Source organism: Streptosporangium carneum (genome assembly GCF_027922005.1).
In the GTDB taxonomy this organism is placed as follows: Bacteria; Actinomycetota; Actinomycetes; order Streptosporangiales; family Streptosporangiaceae; genus Streptosporangium; species Streptosporangium carneum.
Map to the genome: position 1 here is coordinate 56,273 of NZ_BSEV01000008.1, position 21,040 is coordinate 77,312.

General features: G+C 67.3%; 19 protein-coding genes, 1 pseudogene and 1 riboswitch. Of the genes and pseudogenes, 7 read left to right on the top strand and 13 right to left on the bottom strand.

Translation table 11 applies throughout. The features are described from left to right. Positions 1 to 722 precede the first annotated feature (722 nt). Positions 723 to 1,685 (top strand): hypothetical protein, encoded by a 963-nt coding sequence (locus tag PKF00_RS18880; protein ID WP_271218872.1) that lies wholly within the window; start codon positions 723 to 725, stop codon positions 1,683 to 1,685. A 584-nt stretch (positions 1,686 to 2,269) separates the two neighbouring features. On the opposite strand, the gene PKF00_RS18885 is transcribed toward PKF00_RS18880, so the two are convergent. The 3 genes from PKF00_RS18885 to PKF00_RS18895 form a co-directional block, all read right to left on the bottom strand. Beyond that, positions 2,270 to 2,428: a hypothetical protein gene (locus PKF00_RS18885; protein ID WP_271218873.1), complete on the bottom strand. Its 159-nt coding sequence runs from the start codon at positions 2,426 to 2,428 to the stop codon at positions 2,270 to 2,272. Positions 2,429 to 2,504: 76 nt separating this feature from the next. Beyond that, entirely contained in the window at positions 2,505 to 4,289 is a 1,785-nt protein-coding gene (locus PKF00_RS18890) for a chondroitinase-B domain-containing protein (RefSeq protein WP_271218874.1), read from the bottom strand. Positions 4,290 to 4,980: 691 nt separating this feature from the next. Further along, complete coding sequence (locus tag PKF00_RS18895) at positions 4,981 to 5,862, bottom strand: haloalkane dehalogenase (protein WP_271218875.1); 882 nt, start codon at positions 5,860 to 5,862, stop codon at positions 4,981 to 4,983. 166 nt (positions 5,863 to 6,028) lie between these two features. Between PKF00_RS18895 and PKF00_RS18900 the strand changes: the two genes are divergently transcribed. Next, complete coding sequence (locus PKF00_RS18900) at positions 6,029 to 6,655, top strand: MFS transporter (protein ID WP_271218876.1); 627 nt, start codon at positions 6,029 to 6,031, stop codon at positions 6,653 to 6,655. A gap of 43 nt (positions 6,656 to 6,698) precedes the next feature. On the opposite strand, the pseudogene PKF00_RS18905 reads toward PKF00_RS18900, so the two are convergent. The 4 genes and pseudogenes from PKF00_RS18905 to PKF00_RS18920 form a co-directional block, all read right to left on the bottom strand. After that, a pseudogene (locus PKF00_RS18905) lies at positions 6,699 to 6,785 on the bottom strand (hypothetical protein); the annotation flags it as partial. A gap of 198 nt (positions 6,786 to 6,983) precedes the next feature. After that, the gene (locus PKF00_RS18910) at positions 6,984 to 7,679 is read right to left on the bottom strand and encodes a CHAP domain-containing protein (RefSeq protein WP_271218877.1); all 696 of its coding nucleotides are present in this window, start codon (positions 7,677 to 7,679) and stop codon (positions 6,984 to 6,986) included. A gap of 15 nt (positions 7,680 to 7,694) precedes the next feature. Next, a riboswitch (cyclic di-AMP (ydaO/yuaA leader) is annotated at positions 7,695 to 7,862 on the bottom strand. Positions 7,863 to 8,452: 590 nt separating this feature from the next. After that, positions 8,453 to 9,439, bottom strand: a complete 987-nt coding sequence (locus PKF00_RS18915) for a C40 family peptidase (protein ID WP_271219149.1) — start codon at positions 9,437 to 9,439, stop codon at positions 8,453 to 8,455. 626 nt (positions 9,440 to 10,065) lie between these two features. Then, a complete protein-coding gene (locus PKF00_RS18920; protein ID WP_271218878.1) occupies positions 10,066 to 10,611 on the bottom strand; it encodes a DUF4396 domain-containing protein in 546 nt (181 codons plus the stop codon). Positions 10,612 to 10,673: 62 nt separating this feature from the next. Here PKF00_RS18920 and PKF00_RS18925 point away from each other — a divergent pair, with 62 nt between their 5' ends. Next, the gene (locus PKF00_RS18925) at positions 10,674 to 10,910 is read left to right on the top strand and encodes a hypothetical protein (protein WP_271218879.1); all 237 of its coding nucleotides are present in this window, start codon (positions 10,674 to 10,676) and stop codon (positions 10,908 to 10,910) included. A gap of 39 nt (positions 10,911 to 10,949) precedes the next feature. On the opposite strand, the gene PKF00_RS18930 is transcribed toward PKF00_RS18925, so the two are convergent. From PKF00_RS18930 to PKF00_RS18955, 6 genes are all read right to left on the bottom strand, one after another. Then, positions 10,950 to 12,605, bottom strand: a complete 1,656-nt coding sequence (locus tag PKF00_RS18930; protein ID WP_271218880.1) for a hypothetical protein — start codon at positions 12,603 to 12,605, stop codon at positions 10,950 to 10,952. A gap of 294 nt (positions 12,606 to 12,899) precedes the next feature. Beyond that, entirely contained in the window at positions 12,900 to 13,487 is a 588-nt protein-coding gene (locus PKF00_RS18935) for a 3'-5' exonuclease (RefSeq protein ID WP_271218881.1), read from the bottom strand. A gap of 38 nt (positions 13,488 to 13,525) precedes the next feature. Next, a complete protein-coding gene (locus tag PKF00_RS18940; protein WP_271218882.1) occupies positions 13,526 to 13,882 on the bottom strand; it encodes a GntR family transcriptional regulator in 357 nt (118 codons plus the stop codon). 85 nt (positions 13,883 to 13,967) lie between these two features. Next, positions 13,968 to 14,426: a DUF4279 domain-containing protein gene (locus tag PKF00_RS18945; protein ID WP_271218883.1), complete on the bottom strand. Its 459-nt coding sequence runs from the start codon at positions 14,424 to 14,426 to the stop codon at positions 13,968 to 13,970. Between the two features lie 407 nt (positions 14,427 to 14,833). Continuing rightward, positions 14,834 to 15,319 carry a hypothetical protein gene (locus PKF00_RS18950; RefSeq protein WP_271218884.1) on the bottom strand — a complete coding sequence of 162 codons (486 nt, stop codon included), beginning with the start codon at positions 15,317 to 15,319 and terminating at the stop codon, positions 14,834 to 14,836. 382 nt (positions 15,320 to 15,701) lie between these two features. Next, positions 15,702 to 16,001, bottom strand: a complete 300-nt coding sequence (locus PKF00_RS18955; protein ID WP_344927677.1) for a helix-turn-helix domain-containing protein — start codon at positions 15,999 to 16,001, stop codon at positions 15,702 to 15,704. A gap of 253 nt (positions 16,002 to 16,254) precedes the next feature. Between PKF00_RS18955 and PKF00_RS18960 the strand changes: the two genes are divergently transcribed. From PKF00_RS18960 to PKF00_RS18975, 4 genes are all read left to right on the top strand, one after another. Next, on the top strand, positions 16,255 to 16,740 hold the full coding sequence (locus PKF00_RS18960; protein ID WP_271218886.1) for a MarR family winged helix-turn-helix transcriptional regulator: 486 nt from the start codon (positions 16,255 to 16,257) through the stop codon (positions 16,738 to 16,740). A gap of 145 nt (positions 16,741 to 16,885) precedes the next feature. Beyond that, positions 16,886 to 18,514 carry an AMP-binding protein gene (locus PKF00_RS18965; protein WP_271218887.1) on the top strand — a complete coding sequence of 543 codons (1,629 nt, stop codon included), beginning with the start codon at positions 16,886 to 16,888 and terminating at the stop codon, positions 18,512 to 18,514. Continuing rightward, on the top strand, positions 18,511 to 19,464 hold the full coding sequence (locus PKF00_RS18970) for an NAD(P)H-dependent flavin oxidoreductase (RefSeq protein WP_271218888.1): 954 nt from the start codon (positions 18,511 to 18,513) through the stop codon (positions 19,462 to 19,464). Before PKF00_RS18965 ends, PKF00_RS18970 begins: the two co-directional genes overlap by 4 nt. A gap of 441 nt (positions 19,465 to 19,905) precedes the next feature. Continuing rightward, on the top strand, positions 19,906 to 20,730 hold the full coding sequence (locus PKF00_RS18975; RefSeq protein WP_271218889.1) for a MoaF C-terminal domain-containing protein: 825 nt from the start codon (positions 19,906 to 19,908) through the stop codon (positions 20,728 to 20,730). Positions 20,731 to 21,040 lie beyond the last annotated feature (310 nt).

Genomic DNA, 21,040 nt, shown 5'->3' on the forward strand with positions numbered 1-21,040 from the left:
TGTCCGACCGCCGTCCGGCTTGACTTCCCAACCGGCTCTGCCTGGCTCATTGCTGCGGCACCACACGGGATGAGCCCTGAGTCTTTTCGGGTGGGCAGCGATGAGGTCGTCGTAGGGTTCTCAGAGGATTCCGCCGGCAGCCTGGGCCTGGCAAGCGGATCACGATGAGCCACAGCGAACAGGCGTGCCCGTTGCGTGCCCGTTAGAAGAGTGATCAAAGGGAACTCGCGGGGAGTCACGGGCAGCCGGAGCGCTCCCCTGCAGGTCAGCGTTTCACCAGGTCAGCAGCCAGGTGCGATAGAGACTTCCCAAGCTGACAGCGCGGGTTCGACTCCCGTCACCCGCTCCGCTCCTTCAGCCGGCCTGACCAGGCGACCCCTTGATCACCGGTCAGGCTTTTGATCTTCATGGTCACACCGTGGACACACCACAGAAAAACGATCTTCTAGATTCCCTTGGCATGCCCTCTGACCAGCTGAAACTGGCGTCGCGGCAAGCATCGACAAGCGCAAGACCTCCTCCGGCAACACCCGCTACGAGTCCGCTGGCGCCTCGGCGGAGCGCGGAACGGCGAGTGGCAGTCCGAGACCTTCGAACAGAAGGCAGCGGCCCTGACCTTCAAACTCGCCGTCGAGGCATGTGACCGTCACTGGCCCGAGAACTGGATCCGCGGCTTCGGATGGGCGCCTTCTCCCGGGAAACGGCCCGCCAAAGACGAACCCGTGCTCTTCACCGACTACGCCCTGCGGTTCGTGACCAGCCTGTCCGGCGTCGAGGAACGCACCCGACACGACTACGAGCGCGACCTCAAGAACCACATCATGCCGACCTTCGGCGGCCTGGACCTGCGTGACGAGAGCCACACGTTCGACCGGGTGACCGTGTCCACGTGGGTGAACGAGCTCCACCGCGGCGTTCCCCATCCGGATGAGCGCCGCACATGGCTACGGCGTCCGCGGGCGCCCAAGACGATCCAGAACCTGCACGGCCTGCTGTACGCCGTCCTGCAGAGCGCGGTGGGGCCACCCCACCGATCCGCGTCTCCAATCCTGCCGCCCGCACCCGCCTGCCCCGGCTGGACGACGGCGAGGGCGACCCGGACGCTGCTGGAGCGCCACGTCAGAACTGCCCTATGCTGTCTGCTCTTTGCTCTCACGGGTGATTCCCTGGTCAAGAGCCTTGTCTGCGGCACCCACCCAGGGGACGCCGTCGATCACGGCTCAGCGCGTGTCAACCACGACCTGCCGGATCAGCTTGACGGGCTCTTCGCCCGGTTCCTTCCGGAATCCGGCGGCGTCACACACGGTGTACGGTCCCATGAGCCGTGCGCCGGCAGTGCTGGCCAGGTACCACCGGCCGCCGACCAGCGCCAGCCGGTAGTACGGATCTTGGGGGTCGACATCGACGAGGGATGGCTCGACGCCACACAAAACGTCGACGCCGTGTCGCTCTCCCATGTGCTCTGCGACGCGGAGGTCAGGGTGCGGCCCAAGTCCACAGTCGTACCCGCCCAGCACATCCAGGGAAAGCGGCCACGCCGGATCTTCGTTGTCCACCAGGCGTATCCACAGGTCTCCCATGTTGTCCGGAATGTCGGCGTCATCCGGCTGAACCACCAGCTGCAGGCCAGGCGGGATCAATTCCACGAATGTGGCAACCACCTCGGCAACGGTGAGTGCCCGTGACACGGTGATACTGAACATGACCGTCACATAACCATGCGGGGCAACTGTCACGAGCTGTATTCGATCCGCTCCATGCGTTCCCCTGCCTACCGGGAACGGTCGCCCCGCCGTTCGGTCCGGAGCGATGCCACCATCACCACCAGCAGCAGCACCGAGATGACCGCTCCCCCGAGCACCGCGACGAACACCCCGAACACGTAAAGCACCCCAAGACGTCGAAAGCTTATGCATACGTTCCGCTATCTATGCAGCTCAGACATAGGTAACGTCTGAACGTTTCCTCACCATTCCATGGTTCGGCGTTCAACGGGCGTTCGTGTCGCTGTGCTTGCCGACCTGGGAGGCGGAAGACGGGGACGGTCGCGCGACGCAAACAACTGGGGTGCCAGCCCAAACGCGGTCGATCAAGGGGTTAGACCGTCTCGATCCCCGCCGTCTCGGCCCAGGACCAGATCAAGGTCGTGTACTCGCCCCACCGGTCCGGGGCAAGGCACCCGTCAGCCCACGTTGCTGGGATCTTCAAAGCCTTGCGTCCACATCGCGGGTGACGCGTTCGTCCTCAGGTTGAGTGTCCGCGAACTCTGCTAGAGCTCGCTCGTGTGCACCGGCTCCGGGGTCCGGCGCGTCAGAGCCAGCGTGACCGTCACGGACGCCGCCGCCATGACGCTCATCGCGACCTCCGGCGATATGAGCTGGGCGAGCGTGCCGGCCAGAGCGGCGGCGACGCCCTGCAGGGCCGGCATGCCTGAGGAGGGCGGGACCTTCGCCGGCGGGACGGGCCCGTCCCGCCGGCGAAGGTCCCGCCTCGTCAGTGGCTCGTCAGTGGAAGGCGGGACCCACGTCGGCGCGGGTGAGAGGCCCCCCACCGCCTTCCGCGTGGAACTCGTCCGCGCCCACGTCGGGGACCGACACGCGCCGCTGGCCGTCCATGTCCTCGCCTACCTCGGGGTAGCTCCCCTTCGAGGCGTCGATCGCCGGGCTCCCCGCAGAGAGCCGGTATGTCCCGGCGGTGTCGCGGACCAGCTTGGGATCGCGCTTACCCGATCCGGCCACGCCGTCCCACAGCATGTTCCCGCTCGTCGTGGCCTTCTGCGCGCCGCCGAGCCTGAGCAGGTCGCCCGCGGAGCGGCGGACGAGGACGTTGTCGGCGATGAGGGAGTCCTTCGCGGGGTTGGCTCCGCCCTGGACCCGGATCGCCGAGCCGGTGGCGTTCACCACGGTGTTGAACAGCAGGCGCGTGTCGTCCGCCCGCTGGTGGATGGCGTCGTATCCGGCGCCCAGGACGATCCCGTCGCCGCCGACGTCCGCGATGTAGTTGTTGACGATCGTGTGGCCCTCGCCGTAGACCCGCACCCCCTTCGGGCCGCCGACGATGAAGTTGCCCTCGACGGTGTGGCGGTCGCCCGCGCGCAGCGTCAGGCTGCCCCGCCTGCCGCCGAGGATGGTGTTGCCGCGGATGACGTTGTCGGAGGACTTGACCGAGATCGTCTCGTCGTCGCCCTCGGCCTTTTCGAAGAGGTTGTACTCCACCACGGCGTGCGCGGGCACCTGGCCCTTCTCCCCGTAGCCGAGCCGGATCGCCTCGCCGCCGTTGCCGGTCCACCGGTGGTCGTAGAAGTGGTTGCGGCGGATCGCCACCCGCTGGGCCATGGTCGATCCAGCGCCGTTAACCTGGAGGAACACCCCGTGCGTCGTCTTGTTCCTGAAGGCGTTTCCGGTGATCTCCGCGTCGTCGCCCTCGACCGTCAGCCAATTGATCTTGTCAGTAGGGGTCTCGGTCAGCTGGAACACATTGCGCCGGATCTTGATTCGTGTCGATCCTGCGGGAACCGTGAGCCCGCTCCGCTGGCGGAACACGAAGCCCTCGACGGTCACCTGTGAGGACCGGTCGAAGGTGAAGGTCCCGGTGCCGGTGAGGGTGACGCCGCCGACGCTCTGCGCGGCCACGGTGATCCCCGACCTCCGCTCGATCGGGATGTCGCCGTCCACGGCGTAGGTGCCGTTCGCGATCACCACTCGCTCGCCGGGCGCCGCCTTGGCGATCGCCGCCCTCAGCCCGGTCACCGAGGTGACCAGGGGCGCCCCAGTGGTCCTCACGGTGAGCCGGTCGAGATTGGGGCCGCCGTCCTCGGTCGCCGCGGCCAGGCGCACCTTGTTCGCACCAGCCCTGAGCGTCGCCCTCACCGTCACCTCGCGCCAGGTCGCCCATGCCCCGGTCGGCGCGAACGGGCTGCGGGCCGCGGCCACCGCGCCGTTCACCGTGATGTCGAGCGGGCGGTCCTCCCCGGCCGCGCTGGCGTATCTGACGACCAGGTCCGCACTGCCCGAAGAAGCGGCGGTCACGGTGAACTCCACGTAGCTCCCCACGACGGCGGCGTAGTCCACGAAGCCCGTGCCGCTGAAGCCCGCGTGTCTGTCGTCGACCGCGGCGCGCGACAAGGTGGCCTTCTCGGCCTCGTAGACGGCGGAGGAGGCAGACGTGCCGGAGGGGGCGGTGGGAGAGGCCGTGGGCGCCGTCGACGCGGCGAGCGCCGCGCTCGGTACGGCCGCTGGGTACAGCCCGGTGAGAACGGCCGTCAAGACCGACAGACCAAGCACGATCATCCCCTGTGGTTAGGTAACTTTACTTACGAACTCGTAAGCTAGGGCTTCATCTTCGGTAGATCAAAACAGGGCGAAATGGATCATGTTTGACGATGAGTCAATTCAAGCCCACTCGAAGATCTCGACTCCAGGGTCCGAAGTCGGGTTCTGCGTGCCGGCTCGGGCTGCGGTCATGCCGGGACGGACTTTCCGCTCCGAACCCGAGCCATGCCTTTCCCCTGACCGCCATGAGTCCATCCGGTGATCTCACGTTGATCTCAGGCCAATAGCAGGAGCATTCCCGCACGGACGTGTTCCTGGACAGGAGGACGTGCGGGGAGCCGGAGTCGAGGGGTGGCGCGACTTCGAGATCCTGCTGGATCCGGCGACCTGCGCCTTCAGAGGCAGGCGCGAGACCGCGATCAGGGACCACGAGGAGCGCCACCCGCGGCCGGGCGTCGAAAAGTTCACCGTGAAGGACGGCAAGCGCGTCCCGATGGCCCCGCATGTGGAGTGGAGCATCGAGAAGGGGACAACCTGGCAGATGCCCACCCGTACCAGGTGGGCATCGTCAACGAGGCCGGACAGAAGCCGTAGGCCCGGCTCTGGCGGACTCCGCCCCGCCACATCTCCACGATTACCGGGGAGCGGTGATGTCCGTGATCGGGTCGCCCTCCGCCAGCACCAGGTCGCCCCGGAGCCACCGCCCCTTTCAGGAAAGATCTCTCAGCCAGGAGGCAATGGCCGCCCCGATTTGATCGGGAGCGTCTTCTTGAACCATGTGGCCACCCGTGATCGTGACGTGTGCCTGATTCGGCCACGACCGGGCGACGGCCCGGTGTGTTTCAAACATCGTTCCTGGAACCGCCTCGATGAACAGCTTGGGAACCGAAGACTTGGCGAGCCATTCCGCATAACGCGTGACGACGTCGTGAACATCGCGTGGTTCGCCCGCAACGGGAACCTCGCGCGGCCAAGTCAGCGTCGGTCGGCGTGACTCGCCCGGTTCCGTGTAGGGACGACGGTAGACGGCCATCTCCGCCTCCGACAGCCCTCGCAGCACCTGTGCAGGCAGGACGTCGTCGACGAAGAAGTTCTGGTCGAGGACCATCTCTTCACCTGCGGTGGAGCGGATCGCCTGGAAGAGCGCAACCGCAGGCTCCGGCCAGTCGCTCCACGAGGGGATCGGAGCCACGAACGCCTCCATGTAGGCGATACCCCGGAGTGCGGAAGGCTGACGGTACGCCCAATCGAAACCCAGGGCCGAACCCCAGTCCTGCAGCACCATGACCACCCGATCACGTACGCCGAGGGCCTGAAGGAACGCATCGAGATAGCGGCGATGCTCGACGAAGCGGTATGAGCCCGGCCCGCTGGCCGGAAGTTTCGCGGACTCGCCCATCCCGATCAGATCCGGGGCGATGCAGCGCCCTTTGTCCGCCAGATACGGGATTACATTCCGCCATACGTACGACGAAGTCGGGTTGCCGTGAAGAAAGACAATCGGATCACCTTCTCCCTCCTCGACGTATGCCATTTCAAGCCCATCGACCTCAATACGACGCTTCCGATATCGTTCCTCAGTCGAGATCATGACTTTCCTCATTTCCGCGGGTTCTTGCTTCGGTCGGAGATTCTGCAGCACGACCCGGGTCTTGCCACAAGCCCCCCGGTGCGCCATAGTGTGCGACCGCTGTCAGCCTTGGCCTCACGAGGACCCGGCGACCTTCGAGGCACTGTTCCAGGCCGCGGCTGACAACGTGCACCGCGAGGAGTTCCTGCGCGACGTCTTCGAAGCACGCCCTGGAGCCGGGCGACCGGCGCGACCAGACAGGAGTGCGACCGGCATCGCGTTCTTCGCCGGATCGTCCCGGCTGTTCTCAGGCTGTGTGCCGGTAGGCGGTGTAGGTGAGACAGCCGGCATCCTGGCCGGAGCGCTCGGCACCGGCAGGCTGCCCGTCCGCGTCACGCCCAGAGCTGTCCTGACTACCGGCCTGGCCCTTGGCGCGCTGGGCATGAGCGGGCTGGCCACCGTCGAGCCCCGTACCGGCTACGCCGTCCTGCTGATCGCCCAACTTGTGGTCGGTCTCGGGGTGGGCACCGCGCTCACGACGATCGTCGTCGTCACCCTGCAGGACGTCCTGCCCGACGACAGCGGTGTCGCCAGCGCGCTGACCAACGCCACCCAGCAGATCGGTGGGGCCGTGGGGATCTCGATCCTCAACGCACTCGCCCTGGCCGTCACCGGTGCCGCCGCGGATCCCCGATCGGCCTCGGCCCTCACCGGCGGTTACTCGGCTGCGTTCCTGACCGGCGTCGGGTTGCTGGCCGCTGCCGCCCTGATAGCTCTTGTCACTCTTCGCAGCTCCGATACTCAACAGCGGTGACAAAGAGCGCCCTCATCTCCAGGTCCACTCCCCATGTAGCGGATCAAAGCTGGCCGAGCAGTTCCTGCATCTCCTTGATCTCCGCCTGCTGAGTTGTCTCGATGGTCTTGGCGAGTTCCTTGGCCTGCGGATTGCTTCCTTCGGAATCGAAGACCCCTGGCGGTCAAGCGCTCGCCCTCGTGGACCGAAGCGGAACCAGAACCCCAGCGGCCGAGGCGGGTGGCGGGCTGTCGTCGAAACCGGCTCGGACCGAAGGAGAGCGGAACGAGAGGCGTGAACATGCCGAAGGGGCACGGCGTGTGCCGTGCCCCTTTCGGTGGCTGTGCCGTCAGGCCTTGTACTGCGGGTATCCGTAGCCCACGACCTGTGACTTCGGACGGACGCGCTGCTCGACCTTGCCGTTGCCGGTGTTGCCTTCGATCGTGGTGATCGTGCCGTCGCCGTTGTCCTTCTTCACCAGGCCCACGTGGTCGATGCTGCTGATGCTCTTGGCGTCCCAGGAGAAGAACACCACCGCGCCGGGCTTGGCCGTGTTGCCCCAGCGTTGCTCGTTCTCAAACCACTTGGCCCAGGTGACGGTGTAGGCGTCCCAGCCCATCGAGGGCCGGACACCGGCCTTCTCGCCGACCCAGGAGACGAACATCGCGCACCAGGGGGCGTTTGCGTAGGCCTGCAGGTTTCCGCCGTCGCGGGCCAGGGTCTGCTGGGCGCGAGGGGAGGCCATGTACCACTTGTGGAACGGGGTGCCGCCACCGGCGGCGTTCTCGGTCACGCCCACCTGCTGCTCGGCCACGCGCAGCACGGTCTGCGCCGTTCCCCGGCGCAGCTGCTGTTTGTCGGCCGCGACCTGCGAGGTGTCGGCGGCGCGGGTGGTGCCGACCTGGCTGTGGTCGGCGTGGTCGGCGAAGGCGGGGGTACCGGTGGCAAGAGCACCGGCCAGGACGGTGGCGCTGACGGTGGCGCCGACGGCAAGACGCGACAGGTTGGCAGGCATGCGGAAAGAGGGGAAGGGGCGCATGGTCATGCGGGGTTTACTCCTTGCTTCGCTTCCATGCCGCCTACCGGGTTAGCTGACGGGTTCGGGCGTGGAAGTGCCCTACGGCACGCCGCCGCATGGCGGGCGCGCCGATTCACCCCAACAGAGGATTCACCTCGGACAGAGTGGGTCCCCGGCTCCGCAAGATCGCGAATTCGGCGGCCGTTTCCCCCTGCGGGAACAGATGCCTGCAGGTGGGGCACGGTCTCGGCAATGTGCGGCATACGTGGCGCGTCCCGCGCATCAGGTGTATGCCTTAGGTGATTTGAAGGTAAGCGAATAGGCCAACTAGTGGCAAGTAGTACAAAAGGGATCTTTACGCAATCCCCTGCGCAGTAGGAGTTCCGCCCCCGAAAGCTTTACCTTTCGCCGTGCCCGCCCAGCACTTCACCAGCCTGCGGCGCACCCGTGGCGCACTCCTTGCCACGGGGGACAGCAGAGAGGATGATCATGGACCGCCCGAAGACGCCGCGCCGTATCGGCATCTGCCATCCCGGGCGAATTGTCCTATTGGGAGCTTGCGCAGGCTTGTCACCATGGCTCGACGGCTGTCGCCCACGCGACGGCGCGCAGCCGCGCCCACCTCGTCCACCGAGCCGGGCACCCACCGCGGAGCCGACCGTCTCCGTCGCCGGACGGTACGTCGATGATCTTCATCTCGCTTCGGAAAGAACGCAATCCGCTCCGGTAAGCAAGCTTGGAAGCCGCCGTCGGAGACGGGTGATCCCCGCATTGCGTCGCGCGATGCGGGCATGGCCTGGTCAGGGTCGGACAGCCCCGGCAAGACGTCCCCACCAGTAGTCGTCGAGATCGACGATCTTGATGACGTCGCCGGTTCGCGGGGCATGCACCATCTTGCCGCCGCCCGCGTACATGCCCATGTGTCCCAGTCCTTTGCTGAACAGCAGATCGCCGGGCTGGAGTTGGTTCAGGTCCAACGGCACCCGCCGGCTGACACCCCAGCTCCATTGTTCCCAGGTGGTACGAGGAATGGTGATCCCGGCACGGGCCCAGGCGGCCTGGGTCAGGCCCGAGCAGTCATACCCCCCGGGCCCTTCGCCGCCCCACTGGTACGGCTTGCCGATCTGGGCGTAGGCGAACTGCAGCGCGGCCCGGGCGTTGCCGGACGCCGGACCCGTGTAGGTGATGCCGGTGCTGTTCGGGTCGCCGGCGCGAAAGGCACCCAGCCTGCGCAGCAGTTTCGTCTGCTCGGCGATCAGACGCTTGGTCTTCGCCTTCTCCGCGGCCAGGGTGTCTCGAGTCTTGTCCGCTTCGGTCAGTGCCTCCCTGGCCTGTTCGTGCTGTTCCTTCAGTGTCTGGTTGGCGGCGTCGAACGCGCGCAGCGACTGCGCGTGCCCGGCCGATATCTGATCGAGCGCGGCCATACCGCTCAGGAGAGCCTGGGGATCGTCGCTGCTCAACAGTCCCGCTCCACCGCTCAACCCGCCGAACTGGTAGGTGCCGACGGCGACGGTGATGAGACTGCGCCTCAGGTCGTCAACGGTCTCCCGCTGCCGGCCGTAGGCCTTGTTCAGGTCCTCGTAGCGCTTCTTGGCCTTCTTCCAGCGCTCGTCGGCCAGGTTGTAGCGGTCGACGACCTTACCCGCCAGGTCGTTGAGCTTCTTCAGCTTCGCCTTGGCCTGCGAGAGGGTGGGTCTCGGTTCGGCGACCGCGCTGTCGAGTGGCAGGAGGAGGGCCATGATGGCGAGCACCACCGCCCCAGGTATCCGCCCCAACTTCACCAGCATGCCCGCCACGGCCACTGTGACGCCTTCCCGTCGATCAGATGTCGGGCGAAATGCTACAGAAGCGGCATGCTTCATTTAACCCGTTGCTTCGTAGTCACACCGACAGGAGTCAATGATCACGAGTAGTCCCATTGATCAAGGGGGCACAGTGATCGCCGCGGGAGTGGCCGAACTCCCTGGTCAGAAGGAGGTCGACGCGGCCGCAGCGCACGTGTCGGCCGCCGAGGAGACGGGTGTCGGGATGAGGAATCGTCACTATGAGATCTAGTAGATGAGGGGTCACCTCGATGATCACCGAGCTTGTGGCACCCGACCGACGCCGGGATCGATCGCCGACACGTCGGCACCTGTGACACGTCGATCGCCGCTCTTGCCTTCTTGGAACCGCTGGGCCTCAAGCCGCCGGCCTGCTTGACGGCATCGGCTTGGCCGGTCGCGTCGCCCCGGAGCCGACGAGGATGTGGACCGGCCGCCTCTGGAGGCGGCCCTGTCGCACAAACCGTAATGATCGACTCCGGTATGGCGGTGCGTCCCGGCCTCGGACGGAGAATCTGAGCTGGTTTCTTCACGCCGACGTGTGCGGCAGTCCGAAGGCGTGTGAACTCATGGCCGCCGACGGGCCCGTGTCAGTGGTGGTAGGCATGGACGACCGCGTGTCCCCGCCCCTTGCCGATGATCCACTTGTTGATCGGTGTGGTCACCAGGAACGCCACCAGCAGGGAGAACGCCAACGCCCCCCAGAACAGCCCCGAGGTGAGCCCGGCATCCATGGCGCCGGGGATGACCAGCATCACGCCGTTGTCCACGACCTCCATCACGATGATCGACACCGTGTCGGCCGCCAGGGCCAGCTTGATCGCCTCTTTCCAGCCCACCCCGGCCCGGCGAAGCGGGATGAGGGTGAGCAGATAGCCGAAGAAGAAGGCGAGCGCGACGGCCAACGCGATGGACGGGAACGCGTGCCAGCCCAGCGCGGTGGCGATCACCAGCCCGAGCACCTCGCCGATGGCGCACCCGGTCAGGCAGTGCAGCGTCGCCGAGGCCGCCATCCGCCAGGTGACCTTGCCGTGGCCGGCGTGCGCGTGCTGGTGGTGGTCATGGTGGCCCGCGTGCTCATGCTCCGCCCGCTCAGCCGTGCCGTGCTGGCTGTGATCGTGATGCTGCTCGGCCATGGGAACTCCAGGTCTTTCGTACTTCTTTCTGCTTTCACAGAACATATACCCCCCATGGGTATGTGACAAGCAGAGAGGTGCTCCTGTCCCGAGGAGACGTCACGCGACACCTGGCCTCAGACTTCCCCCACCTCTCCGACAGCGGAAGTCGACGCTCGGCCTCACGAGCAAGCACACCTTCCTGCACGTCGCACGACCTGTTCGCGCTGCGCGAGGCGGCCGGCCGCATCCTGCGGTTGCCGAAAGACTTCAAGTACCTGGCGGGCTCGTTCGACTTCGGCGGTGCGACGAAGGGCTGACGGTCGTGCCCGGCCTGATGGCCGGGCACGACCGTCAGGTCACTTGACCGTGATCTGGTAGGTGGCCTTGGCCGGCCCGGCCGTGGTCTCCCCTGACCACAACGCGAGGTAGCTGTACCTCCCGGCGACGGCGGGCGTGTCGGTGAACGTGTACGTGCCATCGGCGTTCACGCTCACCGGCGGCAGCTTGACGCTTCCATCGCTGACGTTGTCGACGTACACGCTGCGCTGCACGGTGAGCGTGGCCCCTGGCGAGACCGGCTTGCCACCCGCCGTCAGCACGCCGGTCAGCTTCATGGCCGTGCCGACGACGCCTGACTGCGGCCCGTCCATGGTGAGGGTGGATCTGTGCCTGACCGTCACGGTGACGGAGGCGCTGCTTCGGCGGTAGTGGTCGTCGCCGTCCCAGAACACCAGGTAGGTCACCTCGCCGATGTCCGGCGGCGTGTCCTTGAAGGTGAACGTGCCGTTCTTCTGCGTCGTCACGCCGGTGATCGGCTCTTTCGTCCCGTCGAGCAGGCGACGGGTCACCGCGAGCGGCTTGAGCCCGAGCGCCTTGCCGTCGGTGCGGGTGAGCCGCCCCTCGACGGTGACCGGCGAGCCGACGTACGCGTGCGCCGGGGCCGTCACCGTCAGATTGGATGCCGGCAGCGCGGTGCCCGTCACCCGCCACAGCAGCAGCCGGTCCGTGGAGCTCCGCAGCAGCACGAAGACGTCCAGGCCGGAGAACGCGACGCCGTCCGGGAGCAGTTCGGCGTCCGGCTGGTCGGCCGCGAACATCGCCGCACCGGTCCTGGCGTCGTAGAGCGTGAGGTCGGTGCCGCCCCACTGGCGTCCCGCGGCGACGTAGGCGCCGTCTGAGCTGAGCGCCACGGCCGACGGATACCCGTCCCAGCCGTCACCGTAGGTGCCGGTCGCCGCCAGGGTCCTGGTGTCGTACCTGGTGAAGTGACCGGGGGTGTCGGCCGCGGAGAACAGGGTGGTGCCGTCGGAGGTCAGGGCGAGGTCGCGCAGGTAGTCCATGCGCCACTGCTTGCCGTCGATCGTGCCGCGCGGTTGCGGGGTGCCGCCGCCGACGTCGTAGACCAGCATGTCGGCGTGGTGCAGGCTGGTTCGGCCGACCACGAGCGTGTCGCCGGCGGCTGCGAGCACGGGAGCGCGCAGGTGCTCGCCCCCGACCGCCACCGGCGCCGGTGTGGCCGCGCTCAGATCCAGGCCGACGACGCCACCGGGGCCGTTGTCGCACCCGTGCCCCACCCACAGCCGCTCGCCCAGCAATGCCAGGGTGGAAGGGCACGGATGGGCCGACAGGTCGATCCGCCGGATGACGGCGAGGCTCGCGGTGTCGATCTCGGCCACCTCGTTCGAACCGGCAAGCGCCGCGTACAGGCGGGTGTCGTCCGCGTTCATGGCCAGCTCGCGGACGCCGGACAGGCCGGTGACGCCGCCGCCGGTGAGGTTTCCATCGGTGTCGGCCACGATGATGCGGTCGTCGGCGGCGGCGACGAACACCCGGCCGCCGCCGACAGCCAGGTCGGCGGTGTAGGAGTCGAAGGTCACCCCGAGGTCGGTCGTGGTGTCGGCCGCCGAGGCGGTGGGAGCCGCAACAGTGAGCAGGCCGGTGATCAAGCCGACGGCGCCGCAGTGAGCGGCTAATCGGCGAACCAGCGAGTGGCGCACGAGGACCTCCTCCATAGATGGGAACGTACGTTCTAATAACGTCCCATGGGCGCTCCTCCGTCAAGATCGGCAGATCGCGCGACACCAAACCGTGATCAAGAACCGGCCGGAGAGACCGAAGAAGCCCAGTCGAACTCAAGGGCTATCAGTCACAAGGTCGACACAGCCCCAACAGGCCTGACACTTCCGATCAGGATGGGGCCATTTCAAGCCGTCGCCTTTTCATCCAGTGATCAACAAATGGGTCCGGCTCAAGCCGCCGACCGGGGCCAGACGAAGCCGTCCCGGCCAACCGGTCGAGGCGCTTCTCTAGACGACCGTGGCCGTGACTGGCCATGCCCCGCGGCCCAACAGATCGAGAACGAGTGCCGCGATGTTCCACGCGTCGTCCTCGCCGCGGTGATGGCGTCCCTCGAGCGGCAGCCCGGCGATCTGTAGAGCGTGGCCCATGCCGGGTTTCCTGCGCAGCCCGTACGCCGCGGCGAATACGGCCTTGGCATTGGTGTGCGTGCGTTCCGTTGGATACCCGAACGGGTAGGCCACCCCGTCGGCCTGACTCTGTCGAGCGAATTGCCGACGGTCGTACTCGCCCCAGCTCGCCCAGGGGCGCCTCCCGGCCTCGTGCTCCTCGACGAGGATCCGGCATGCCTCGGCGAAGGTGACGCCCCGTTCCACCTCGGCTTGCGTCAGGCCGGTCAGTTCAGTGCAGAAGTCACTCACCGCCGACCGGACAGGGCGGACCAAGACACGGTGCCGGGACACGCGGCGCCGTGCCGACACGTCCACGACGGTGAGACCGATCTCGATGATCTCGTTCACAGAGCCAGGCGGCGGCTGTCCGTCCCAGCAGGTGGCCTCCACATCGATGACGTTCAGCAGGGCGGATTCGTGGCGCATGGGGCCGAGGGTAAGGATGCGCGCCCGGTTCTGGCACCTCAATTTCCACATGCCCACACCGAGACCACCTCAGCAGGTCTCCCCTCCCGGCCGACCAGCCGTCGTCGGAGGAACGCCTTGGTCTTCGAGGCCAGGCCGAGCAGGGGCGCGATCCGGTTGGACACGGTCACGGCCGCGGCTTCGACCACATCACCGGGAGAGTCACTCTCCGGGGCGGTCAGGTACGCCTGACCGGGCCGGGGCCGTTCCACCGAGGCGACTGCCGGACGGCCACGCACGAACCGGCCCTTGCCCCGCTGGGAGTCGGTCCAGCCCTGTTCGCGCGGCACCCGCGGTGCGGCGACCACGGTGGGCGAGACGCCGAACTCGTCGATGAGCTGGGCCTCGCTGGGCACCAGGGAGCCCGGAGGGCAGTCCCCCGAGTGAAACCCCTCAACCGAGCCATGGCGGACGCACAGCCCGAGCGGTACTGCCCGACGATCAGAGGGTGTCTCCGTACTCGTCAACGTCGAGTTCCGCCCGAGTGGTCTGCAAGAAGTCGAGGACACGGCGATCAAGATGCCAGCCCAGCGGCCGAGGCGGAGCCTCTGTTGTTCGCTCTTCCTCGGAGCCCTCCTCGTCATCGTCACCGAAGAAGCGAACCACTTGCAGGACGGCGGTGTGTCCAGGCTCATGCCGGTCCAGCTCATCGGCGAGCGCTCCGATCGCCGATGCGTATGGCTCCAATCGGTCAACCAAAACCGTGATCATGTCGTCAACGGGCAGGCTCGATCTGGGAACGTTGATCCGCCAGATGTGAACCGCTGGACGAGGAGGTTCGAGTCTCTTACTGGCTCGAATCGTGACCTCGTCCGCCTCAAGACCCAATCGCGTGGCCATCTCCTCTGCGGACATGCGTTCGCTCTTGAGGGCGAAGTACACATACTGATCCACTTCCATGAGACGACTCTAAACAGCCGAGAACCTCCGACTCGCTCAAACGTCCCGGAAAGATCAGGCTCCCCACTGCCGTGCCTTCGGGTGGCACCGCACTCATACCGCCCTACGATCGCCTGGCGGTGACTGATCTCCGTACCGGGCTGGGGGCGATCGACGGTCCGGGGTTTCGTGCCTCACCCCCGCCTGCCGAGCACCAGGGCGACGGAGACGAAGACGCTCCCGTGTTCCTCGCGGGCCCGTTGCGTGCCCGTCAGGAGGGTGATCAAGGGGGGACTCACGGGGAACCACGGGCACTCGATCCGCTCCCCCGCGGATCGGCGTCCTCCCAGCTCAGCGGCCAGGCGCGATGGAGACTTCCCAAGCAGATAATTCAGATCGCTCTGTTCCGCACCAGCCTGCCCAGATCGTTACGAGTTCAGCCAGTATTGAAACAACGAACTCGTAGATTTGAGCACGACGGGATCGCATGGCGGCTCAGGCCAGATCTGCAGGAAATAGTGCTCAGTCGCGTCCAAGCTCTCCTCTTCATCCATTCCCCTGGCGTGGTATCGCAACCGATATGTTCCGGGACCGGCAGGCAGCCGAGGAAGAGTATGGGCCCTCCCCCCTTCCCACTCCTCAAGGGAAAGCCGGCCCGATGGGGACTCGTAGCTGATCTCGACGATGTCTTCGTAGCCGTCGAAGTCGGCGCCCGGATCCCGATCGGCGACAGCCACCGTGAACCCCACCGTTCCCCACTGAGGGGCCACGGTCAGGAGGGCACTGCCTTTCTTCACTTGGATGATCCCAACGGGGTGGCCCGGCACGTCGTCAAAACCACCCGCGCTACATCCCTCGTCCACAAGATAGGCCTGGTGGTAATCCACCTCCACATCCAGCTGCTTGACCTGCACGACAGGGGTTTTATCTCTGGTCACGGGCGGGAAGCATAGACTTCGCCACCGACAGGATCGGCTGTCAGAGGCGGCGCGATCAGGTTGCCGTCAAGTGATGGACGACGAGCGAGTTTCCCGTGCCTGACGCGTGCCAGAACAGGCGGGGAACCACGGTCACTCACGGGGACTCGACCCGCCCTGACCTGCACCCCCGTTTTCCCAGCTGAAGGCGGCGAGGTCAGTGGATGATTCCCAGGCTGACAGCGCGGGTTCGATTCCCGTCACCCGCTCCAAGAGCGAAGGCCCGGGTCAGGGACAGGTTTCCGAGCTGGGCCTGGATGGTTTTCAGCGTCCTTCGTTCCTGCTTCGGTGATCCATGGTCTGGAAACGCCTCTGATGATCAGCTTGCTTCCTGCAGTGGCTGGAACTGGACGCTCAGCCGCATCTCCAGGGCCTCCGCGAGTCGCTCCAGCGTCGGGATGGTCGGCATCGTCCCACCCGCCTCGAACCGTGCCACCGCCGGCTGCCTCAACCCTGTACGCTCGGCCAGCTCGCTCTGGGTCAGACCGAGCTGCTCACGGCGCAGCCGTACCGCCTCCCCCAGCTCAAAACGGATCCTGGCCGCTTCATGTGCCGCTCCAGCCTCCGGACGGCTCATGATCTCAGCCCGCCTGGTACCCCAGCTTTTGTGCTCGCCCATCGCTCACTCCTCATCTGCCGTGTGCGCCTCAGCGATGCACGGCCGCACGACCCGCCACACCCGCTCGATCTCGGCCGACTCGCGCATCCGCTGCTTACGGGGCACCGTCAGCATGATGACCCGCCGACCCGGGACGGTCCAGTAGGTAATCCATGCCAACGCGCCCGCGTCCGTGGCGATCGTCCGGCGATCATCACGAGCCCGCTGGTTGTTGATGATGCAACATAGACCCTCTGCCGACTACGATCTCCCCATGTCCGAGCGCGCGAATGTCAGTGATCTCGTCCCGATCGCCGAGTTGCTGTCCTATCGCCTGTCACGCACATCGGCGGCCCTCTCCCGCAGTGCGGCCCTGCGCTACCGCCGCGAGTTCGACGTCACCCTCGGCGAGTGGCGGGCGATCGCCCTGATCGCGTCCGATCCGACGCTCACCCTGAACCGGCTGGCCCGGCGCGCGGGCCTCGACAAAGCGCAGATGAGCCGTGTCGTGACCAAGCTGACAGAACGGGGCCTGGTCAGCCGGACCGCGGGGTCAGGACGGACATTCCAGCTGGCGCTCACCGAGACGGGCATAGAGGTCTACCGTGGCCTCATACGCGCGGCGAACGAGCGCGATGCGACGTTCCTCGCCGTCCTGTCCCCGGAGGAGCGAGAGGTGCTGGTGCGCGCGCTCGACAAGCTCGCCGATCTCGCACTGGACGTGGAACGCCAGGAACGCGACCACACAAGCAATCTCTAGAGTGTTGACAACGTCAACAGATTTGCGTACTCCTAGAGCCAGCACGAGGAGGTGGCTCTATGGCCGACGCGATCATGATCTGCGCGTACGTCGCCCCGGGCGGACCACAGGTCCGGCGCACCGGATCCGGGACGGAGAAAGCTTGATGGATCTCAGAACGGCGTGTCCTGTCACCGCGCACGAGGCGCTGGACCGCGCCGCGCTGCTCGCTCCCGACGTCGAGGCGGTAGTCACCGCCGATGACCGAATCACCTACGCCGAGCTGGCCCAGGAGGTCGCCCGCATCCGCGCGGCTCTCACCGCCGCCGGCATCGGGCACGGTGACCGGGTCGGCGTCTGTCTCGGCAACGAGCCACGCTGGGTCGCCCTGTTCGTCGCCCTCGGGAGCGTCGGAGCCGTCACCGTCCCGGTGAACACCCGCTTCACCGCCGGCGAGGTGGAGTACACCCTGCACCACGCCCGCGTCTCCACCCTGTTCGTGGCGGACCGGGTCCTGCGCGTGGATTTCATCGCGATGCTGCACGAGCTCGGCATCGGTCACGCCGGAACCCCGACCTGCCCGACCCTGCCCGAGCTCACGTCGGTCGTCGTGCTCGGCGACAACGTCCCCGGCTGGGCGACCGCGTGGTCGGACTTCGTCGACGCGGGGAGCGATGTGGGCGCCGTGCCGCCCGCCGCCGATCCGGACGACGTCCTGCTGGTCCAGTACACCTCCGGCACCACCTCGCGACCGAAGGGCGTGCTGCTCACCCATCGCAGCATGTGCGCCGACGCCTTCTTCGCCGGGGTACGCCTCGGCCTGCGGCCGGGCGATCGCTACCACAGTGCGCGGCCGTTCTTCCACGTCGCGGGGAGCACGCTCTCGGTGCTCGCATCGATCCAGCACGCCACCACACTGGTGACCATGCCCCGCTTCGAGCCCGCCGAGGCGCTGCGCCTGTTCGAGGCGGAACGGTGCACGCACTTCTCCGGCAACGACACCATCGCGCTGATGCTGCTCAACCACCCCGACCGCGCCCGGCGGACGCTGCACCTGCGGGGAGCCTGGGTCGCGGCGTCCCCCACCGTGATCCGGCGCGTGATCGACGAACTCGGCGCCACCGAGTGTGTCGCCGCCTACGGCCTGTCCGAGGCCTCCCCCAACGTCTCGTTGTCCGCCTGGTGGGAGGACGAGGACGTACGGGCCTCCGGCGCGATGCGCATCCAGCCGGGTGTCGAGGTCCGGATCCGCGCTCTCGACGACAGTCATGACTGCGCCCCCGGCGAACCGGGCTCGATCCTCGTCCGCGGCTGGAACGTCATGCGGGGCTACCTCGACGACGCCGAGCAGACCGCCGCAACCATCGACGCTGACGGATGGCTGTTCACCGGCGACATCGGCATCCTCGACGAGGCCGGGCGCCTGCACTTCGTCGGACGCACGAAGGACATCATCAGAGTCGGTGGGGAGAACGTCGCACCCGCCGACGTCGAGGATGCCCTGCACCGCCATCCCCGCGTCCATCAGGCCTCCGTGGTCGGGGTCCCCGACGAGCGGTTGATCGAGGTTCCCTTCGCGTTCGTCGTGCTCAACGAAGGCGGTGACGCCACCGAGGAGGAGTTGCTCGACTGGTCCCGCGCGCACCTCGCCGGGTTCAAGGTCCCCCGTTACCTTCGCATCGTGGAGGGGTTCGAGGACATCGGGATGACCGCGAGCTCGAAGGTGCAGAAGAACCAGCTCGCGGCCCACGCGCGCAAGCTGCTCGAGCAGGACCGCAGCGAGGTGGGAGCGTGATCTCCACCTCGGTCACCCGCCTGCTCGGAATCGACCTGCCGATCATTCAGGGCGGCATGGCCTGGGCCTCGTCCAGCTCCGCCCTGCCGCTCGCCGTGAGCCGGGCCGGTGGACTCGGCGTCGTCGCCGCAGGCCCGATGCGACTCGCCGACCTCACGCGCACGCTCGACGAGATGGCCGCCGGGACCGACCGGCCGTGGGCCGTCAACCTTCCCCTCTACCGGCGGGGCGCCGACGAGGTGATCGACCTCCTCCTCCAGCGCAGACCACCGGTCCTGATCGCATCCCAGGGCGGGCCGCGGCGCTACCTCGAGCGCTTCCGCGACGTCGGCACCACGTGCCTGCACGTCGTCGCCGGCACCGAGCACGCCCGCAAGGCCGCGGCGGCGGGCGTCGACGGGCTCGTCGTCGTCGGCGCCGAAGCGGGCGGCCACCCGCCACCCGCCATGGTCACCACGCAGGTCCTCGTGCGCGCCGTCGTCACCGAGGTCCCCGACATCCCCGTCATCGCCTCCGGCGGCGTCGCCGACGGCGCGGGCCTCGCCGCGATGCTCGCCCTCGGGGCCGACGCCGCGCAGTTCGGCACCCGATTCCTCGCCAGCCACGAGGCGAGCGTCCACCCGAACTACAAGGAGGCCGTCCTCGCGGCGACCGTCGACGGCACCCGCGCCGTCGGACGCGAGCTCGGCGTCACCCGCGCGCTCGCGAACGAGTTCACCGCCCGCATGACCGAACTCGAAGAGTCCAACGCGGACCTCGACGTGCGCCGCAAGGCGTTCCAGGCCTCGACGCTGAGGGACGCCGCGCTGTACGGCGACGTCACCTGGGGCAAGGTCGAGGCTGGTCAGTCCGCCGGACTCATCCACTCGGTGCTCCCGGCGGCCGAGATCGTCGAGCGGATCGTCGCGGAGTACGTCGGCGCCCTTGAGCGGCTCCGCCCACCTCGGTAGCGGTCGCCCGGCGCGCTTCGGAGCCTGTCGTCGAGCATCGGATCTGGGGCGATCACCCGATCCGATGCCGGCTCGAGGCACCTTGACAGCACCCGACCTGTCGGGATCCGATATGGGATCAGCAAGCTTTGCCCTTGAGGCAAGGGAGGTAAGTCTTGAACGATACTGTTCAAGAAACGCGGATCGGCCACGTCACCACGGCGTTCGCCCATGACTTCGCCGAGTTCCACCACGCCTTCTCCGCCTCGTTCATCCCACTCCACGTGACCAGCGTCGCACCTGACGATCGGCGCACAGCCGCGCGCCTACTGACAGACCAGAGTCCGCCGCTGCGGGCGAAACCGAGCTTGATGAGCCGAACGGGAGTCGCAGGCGCTGCCTCATCCGCGCCCGCGGCGTCCTCGCTTGCCCTCGCCTCGTCTCCCTCCGGTGAGGAGAACCATGATTAGCGATCTTTCCGAAGTCTCGATCCGTCGCCCCCTCCACGGACTTCTCGGGGCCGTGGACATCGGCCTCACCAGAACCGGTCCGCCGTCCGCCCTCGTCGGCCGCGTGGTCGTGCTCTACGACGACCACGGCACCCGCATCACGCACCGTTTCGGCACGGACACCGTCACGTGGACGCGTAGCCCGGGGCGCGAAGACGACGTCTCGGCCTCAGGAAAGGGTCGCTATGAGGCGTTCCGGATCGCGGACGATCTCTTCTACGTGCAGTTCCACCACACGCAGACGCCGGCGGAGTCCGTAAGCCTCGCGCTCGACTTCACGAGCGGGCACGCGCTGTCGGTGATCACCCTGATCGGCGACCCCTCACCGGGCCGGCCTCGGGTCCGGCAGCGCTTCACGACGGCGCGGATCGAAGGCATCGAGTCGACCATGCTTCCACCCGCGCCGTCCACCGCGCTCACCGGCCGCCGTGTGCTGTGGGAGTACGGCCCCGACCGCGTGTACGAGCACATCTACCTCGGGCCGCGACAGTACACCTGGCAGTGCCTGGCCGGTTCGGAGGAAGGGCTCGCGGACACCGACGAGTGCACCGCCTACGAACTGCGCCCCGGCATCTTCCTGTTCGCCTGGCGGGAGAAGACGCTCCCCTGCGCGGCGGTGACGGTCGCCGACCACCGCGACATCCGCAGCATCCGTTCGCGGGGCGTGCTGTTCGGGCTCGACGAGTCCCGGCAGGTTCTCGCTCATTTCACGCTCGACGGATTCGGCAGGCTGATCGGCACGACGGTCTATCCCGCCGAGTTCGACCCGGCGCGTTAGACCTGGCTTCCCCGGGCCGGACGGCATACGCCGTCCGGCCCGGGTGCCCGCACCACCCAACCCCAGGGCTGATACATCACGTCTAGTATACACAAAAACAGGGTGAACAACGGCAGAGCGAGGACCGTGCTCATCCTCGGAACGGCGGCCGCGCTGACGGGCGCGGCCGCGTGCGCCGGCGAAGGCTGCGACGCCACCGGAGAAGACGTACGACCGACGATCCGCTACGGGATCACGCCCCGGGGCTTCACGTCGACGGATCCGCTCCAGGCGCCGCAGCGTGCCGCCCCCAAGCGGCCGTCGTTCGCCA

Coding starts and splice junctions, on each gene's coding strand:
- PKF00_RS18960 (WP_271218886.1), top strand. CDS start 16,255: ATGTCCGAGCGCGCGAATGTCAGTGATCTCGTCCCGATCGCCGAGTTG.
- PKF00_RS18945 (WP_271218883.1), bottom strand. CDS start 14,426: ATGGAAGTGGATCAGTATGTGTACTTCGCCCTCAAGAGCGAACGCATG.
- PKF00_RS18885 (WP_271218873.1), bottom strand. CDS start 2,428: ATGCCGGCCCTGCAGGGCGTCGCCGCCGCTCTGGCCGGCACGCTCGCC.
- PKF00_RS18975 (WP_271218889.1), top strand. CDS start 19,906: ATGATTAGCGATCTTTCCGAAGTCTCGATCCGTCGCCCCCTCCACGGA.
- PKF00_RS18910 (WP_271218877.1), bottom strand. CDS start 7,679: ATGACCATGCGCCCCTTCCCCTCTTTCCGCATGCCTGCCAACCTGTCG.
- PKF00_RS18920 (WP_271218878.1), bottom strand. CDS start 10,611: ATGGCCGAGCAGCATCACGATCACAGCCAGCACGGCACGGCTGAGCGG.
- PKF00_RS18930 (WP_271218880.1), bottom strand. CDS start 12,605: ATGGAGGAGGTCCTCGTGCGCCACTCGCTGGTTCGCCGATTAGCCGCT.
- PKF00_RS18915 (WP_271219149.1), bottom strand. CDS start 9,439: ATGCTGGTGAAGTTGGGGCGGATACCTGGGGCGGTGGTGCTCGCCATC.
- PKF00_RS18935 (WP_271218881.1), bottom strand. CDS start 13,487: ATGCGCCACGAATCCGCCCTGCTGAACGTCATCGATGTGGAGGCCACC.
- PKF00_RS18890 (WP_271218874.1), bottom strand. CDS start 4,289: ATGATCGTGCTTGGTCTGTCGGTCTTGACGGCCGTTCTCACCGGGCTG.
- PKF00_RS18955 (WP_344927677.1), bottom strand. CDS start 16,001: ATGGGCGAGCACAAAAGCTGGGGTACCAGGCGGGCTGAGATCATGAGC.
- PKF00_RS18895 (WP_271218875.1), bottom strand. CDS start 5,862: ATGATCTCGACTGAGGAACGATATCGGAAGCGTCGTATTGAGGTCGAT.
- PKF00_RS18965 (WP_271218887.1), top strand. CDS start 16,886: ATGGATCTCAGAACGGCGTGTCCTGTCACCGCGCACGAGGCGCTGGAC.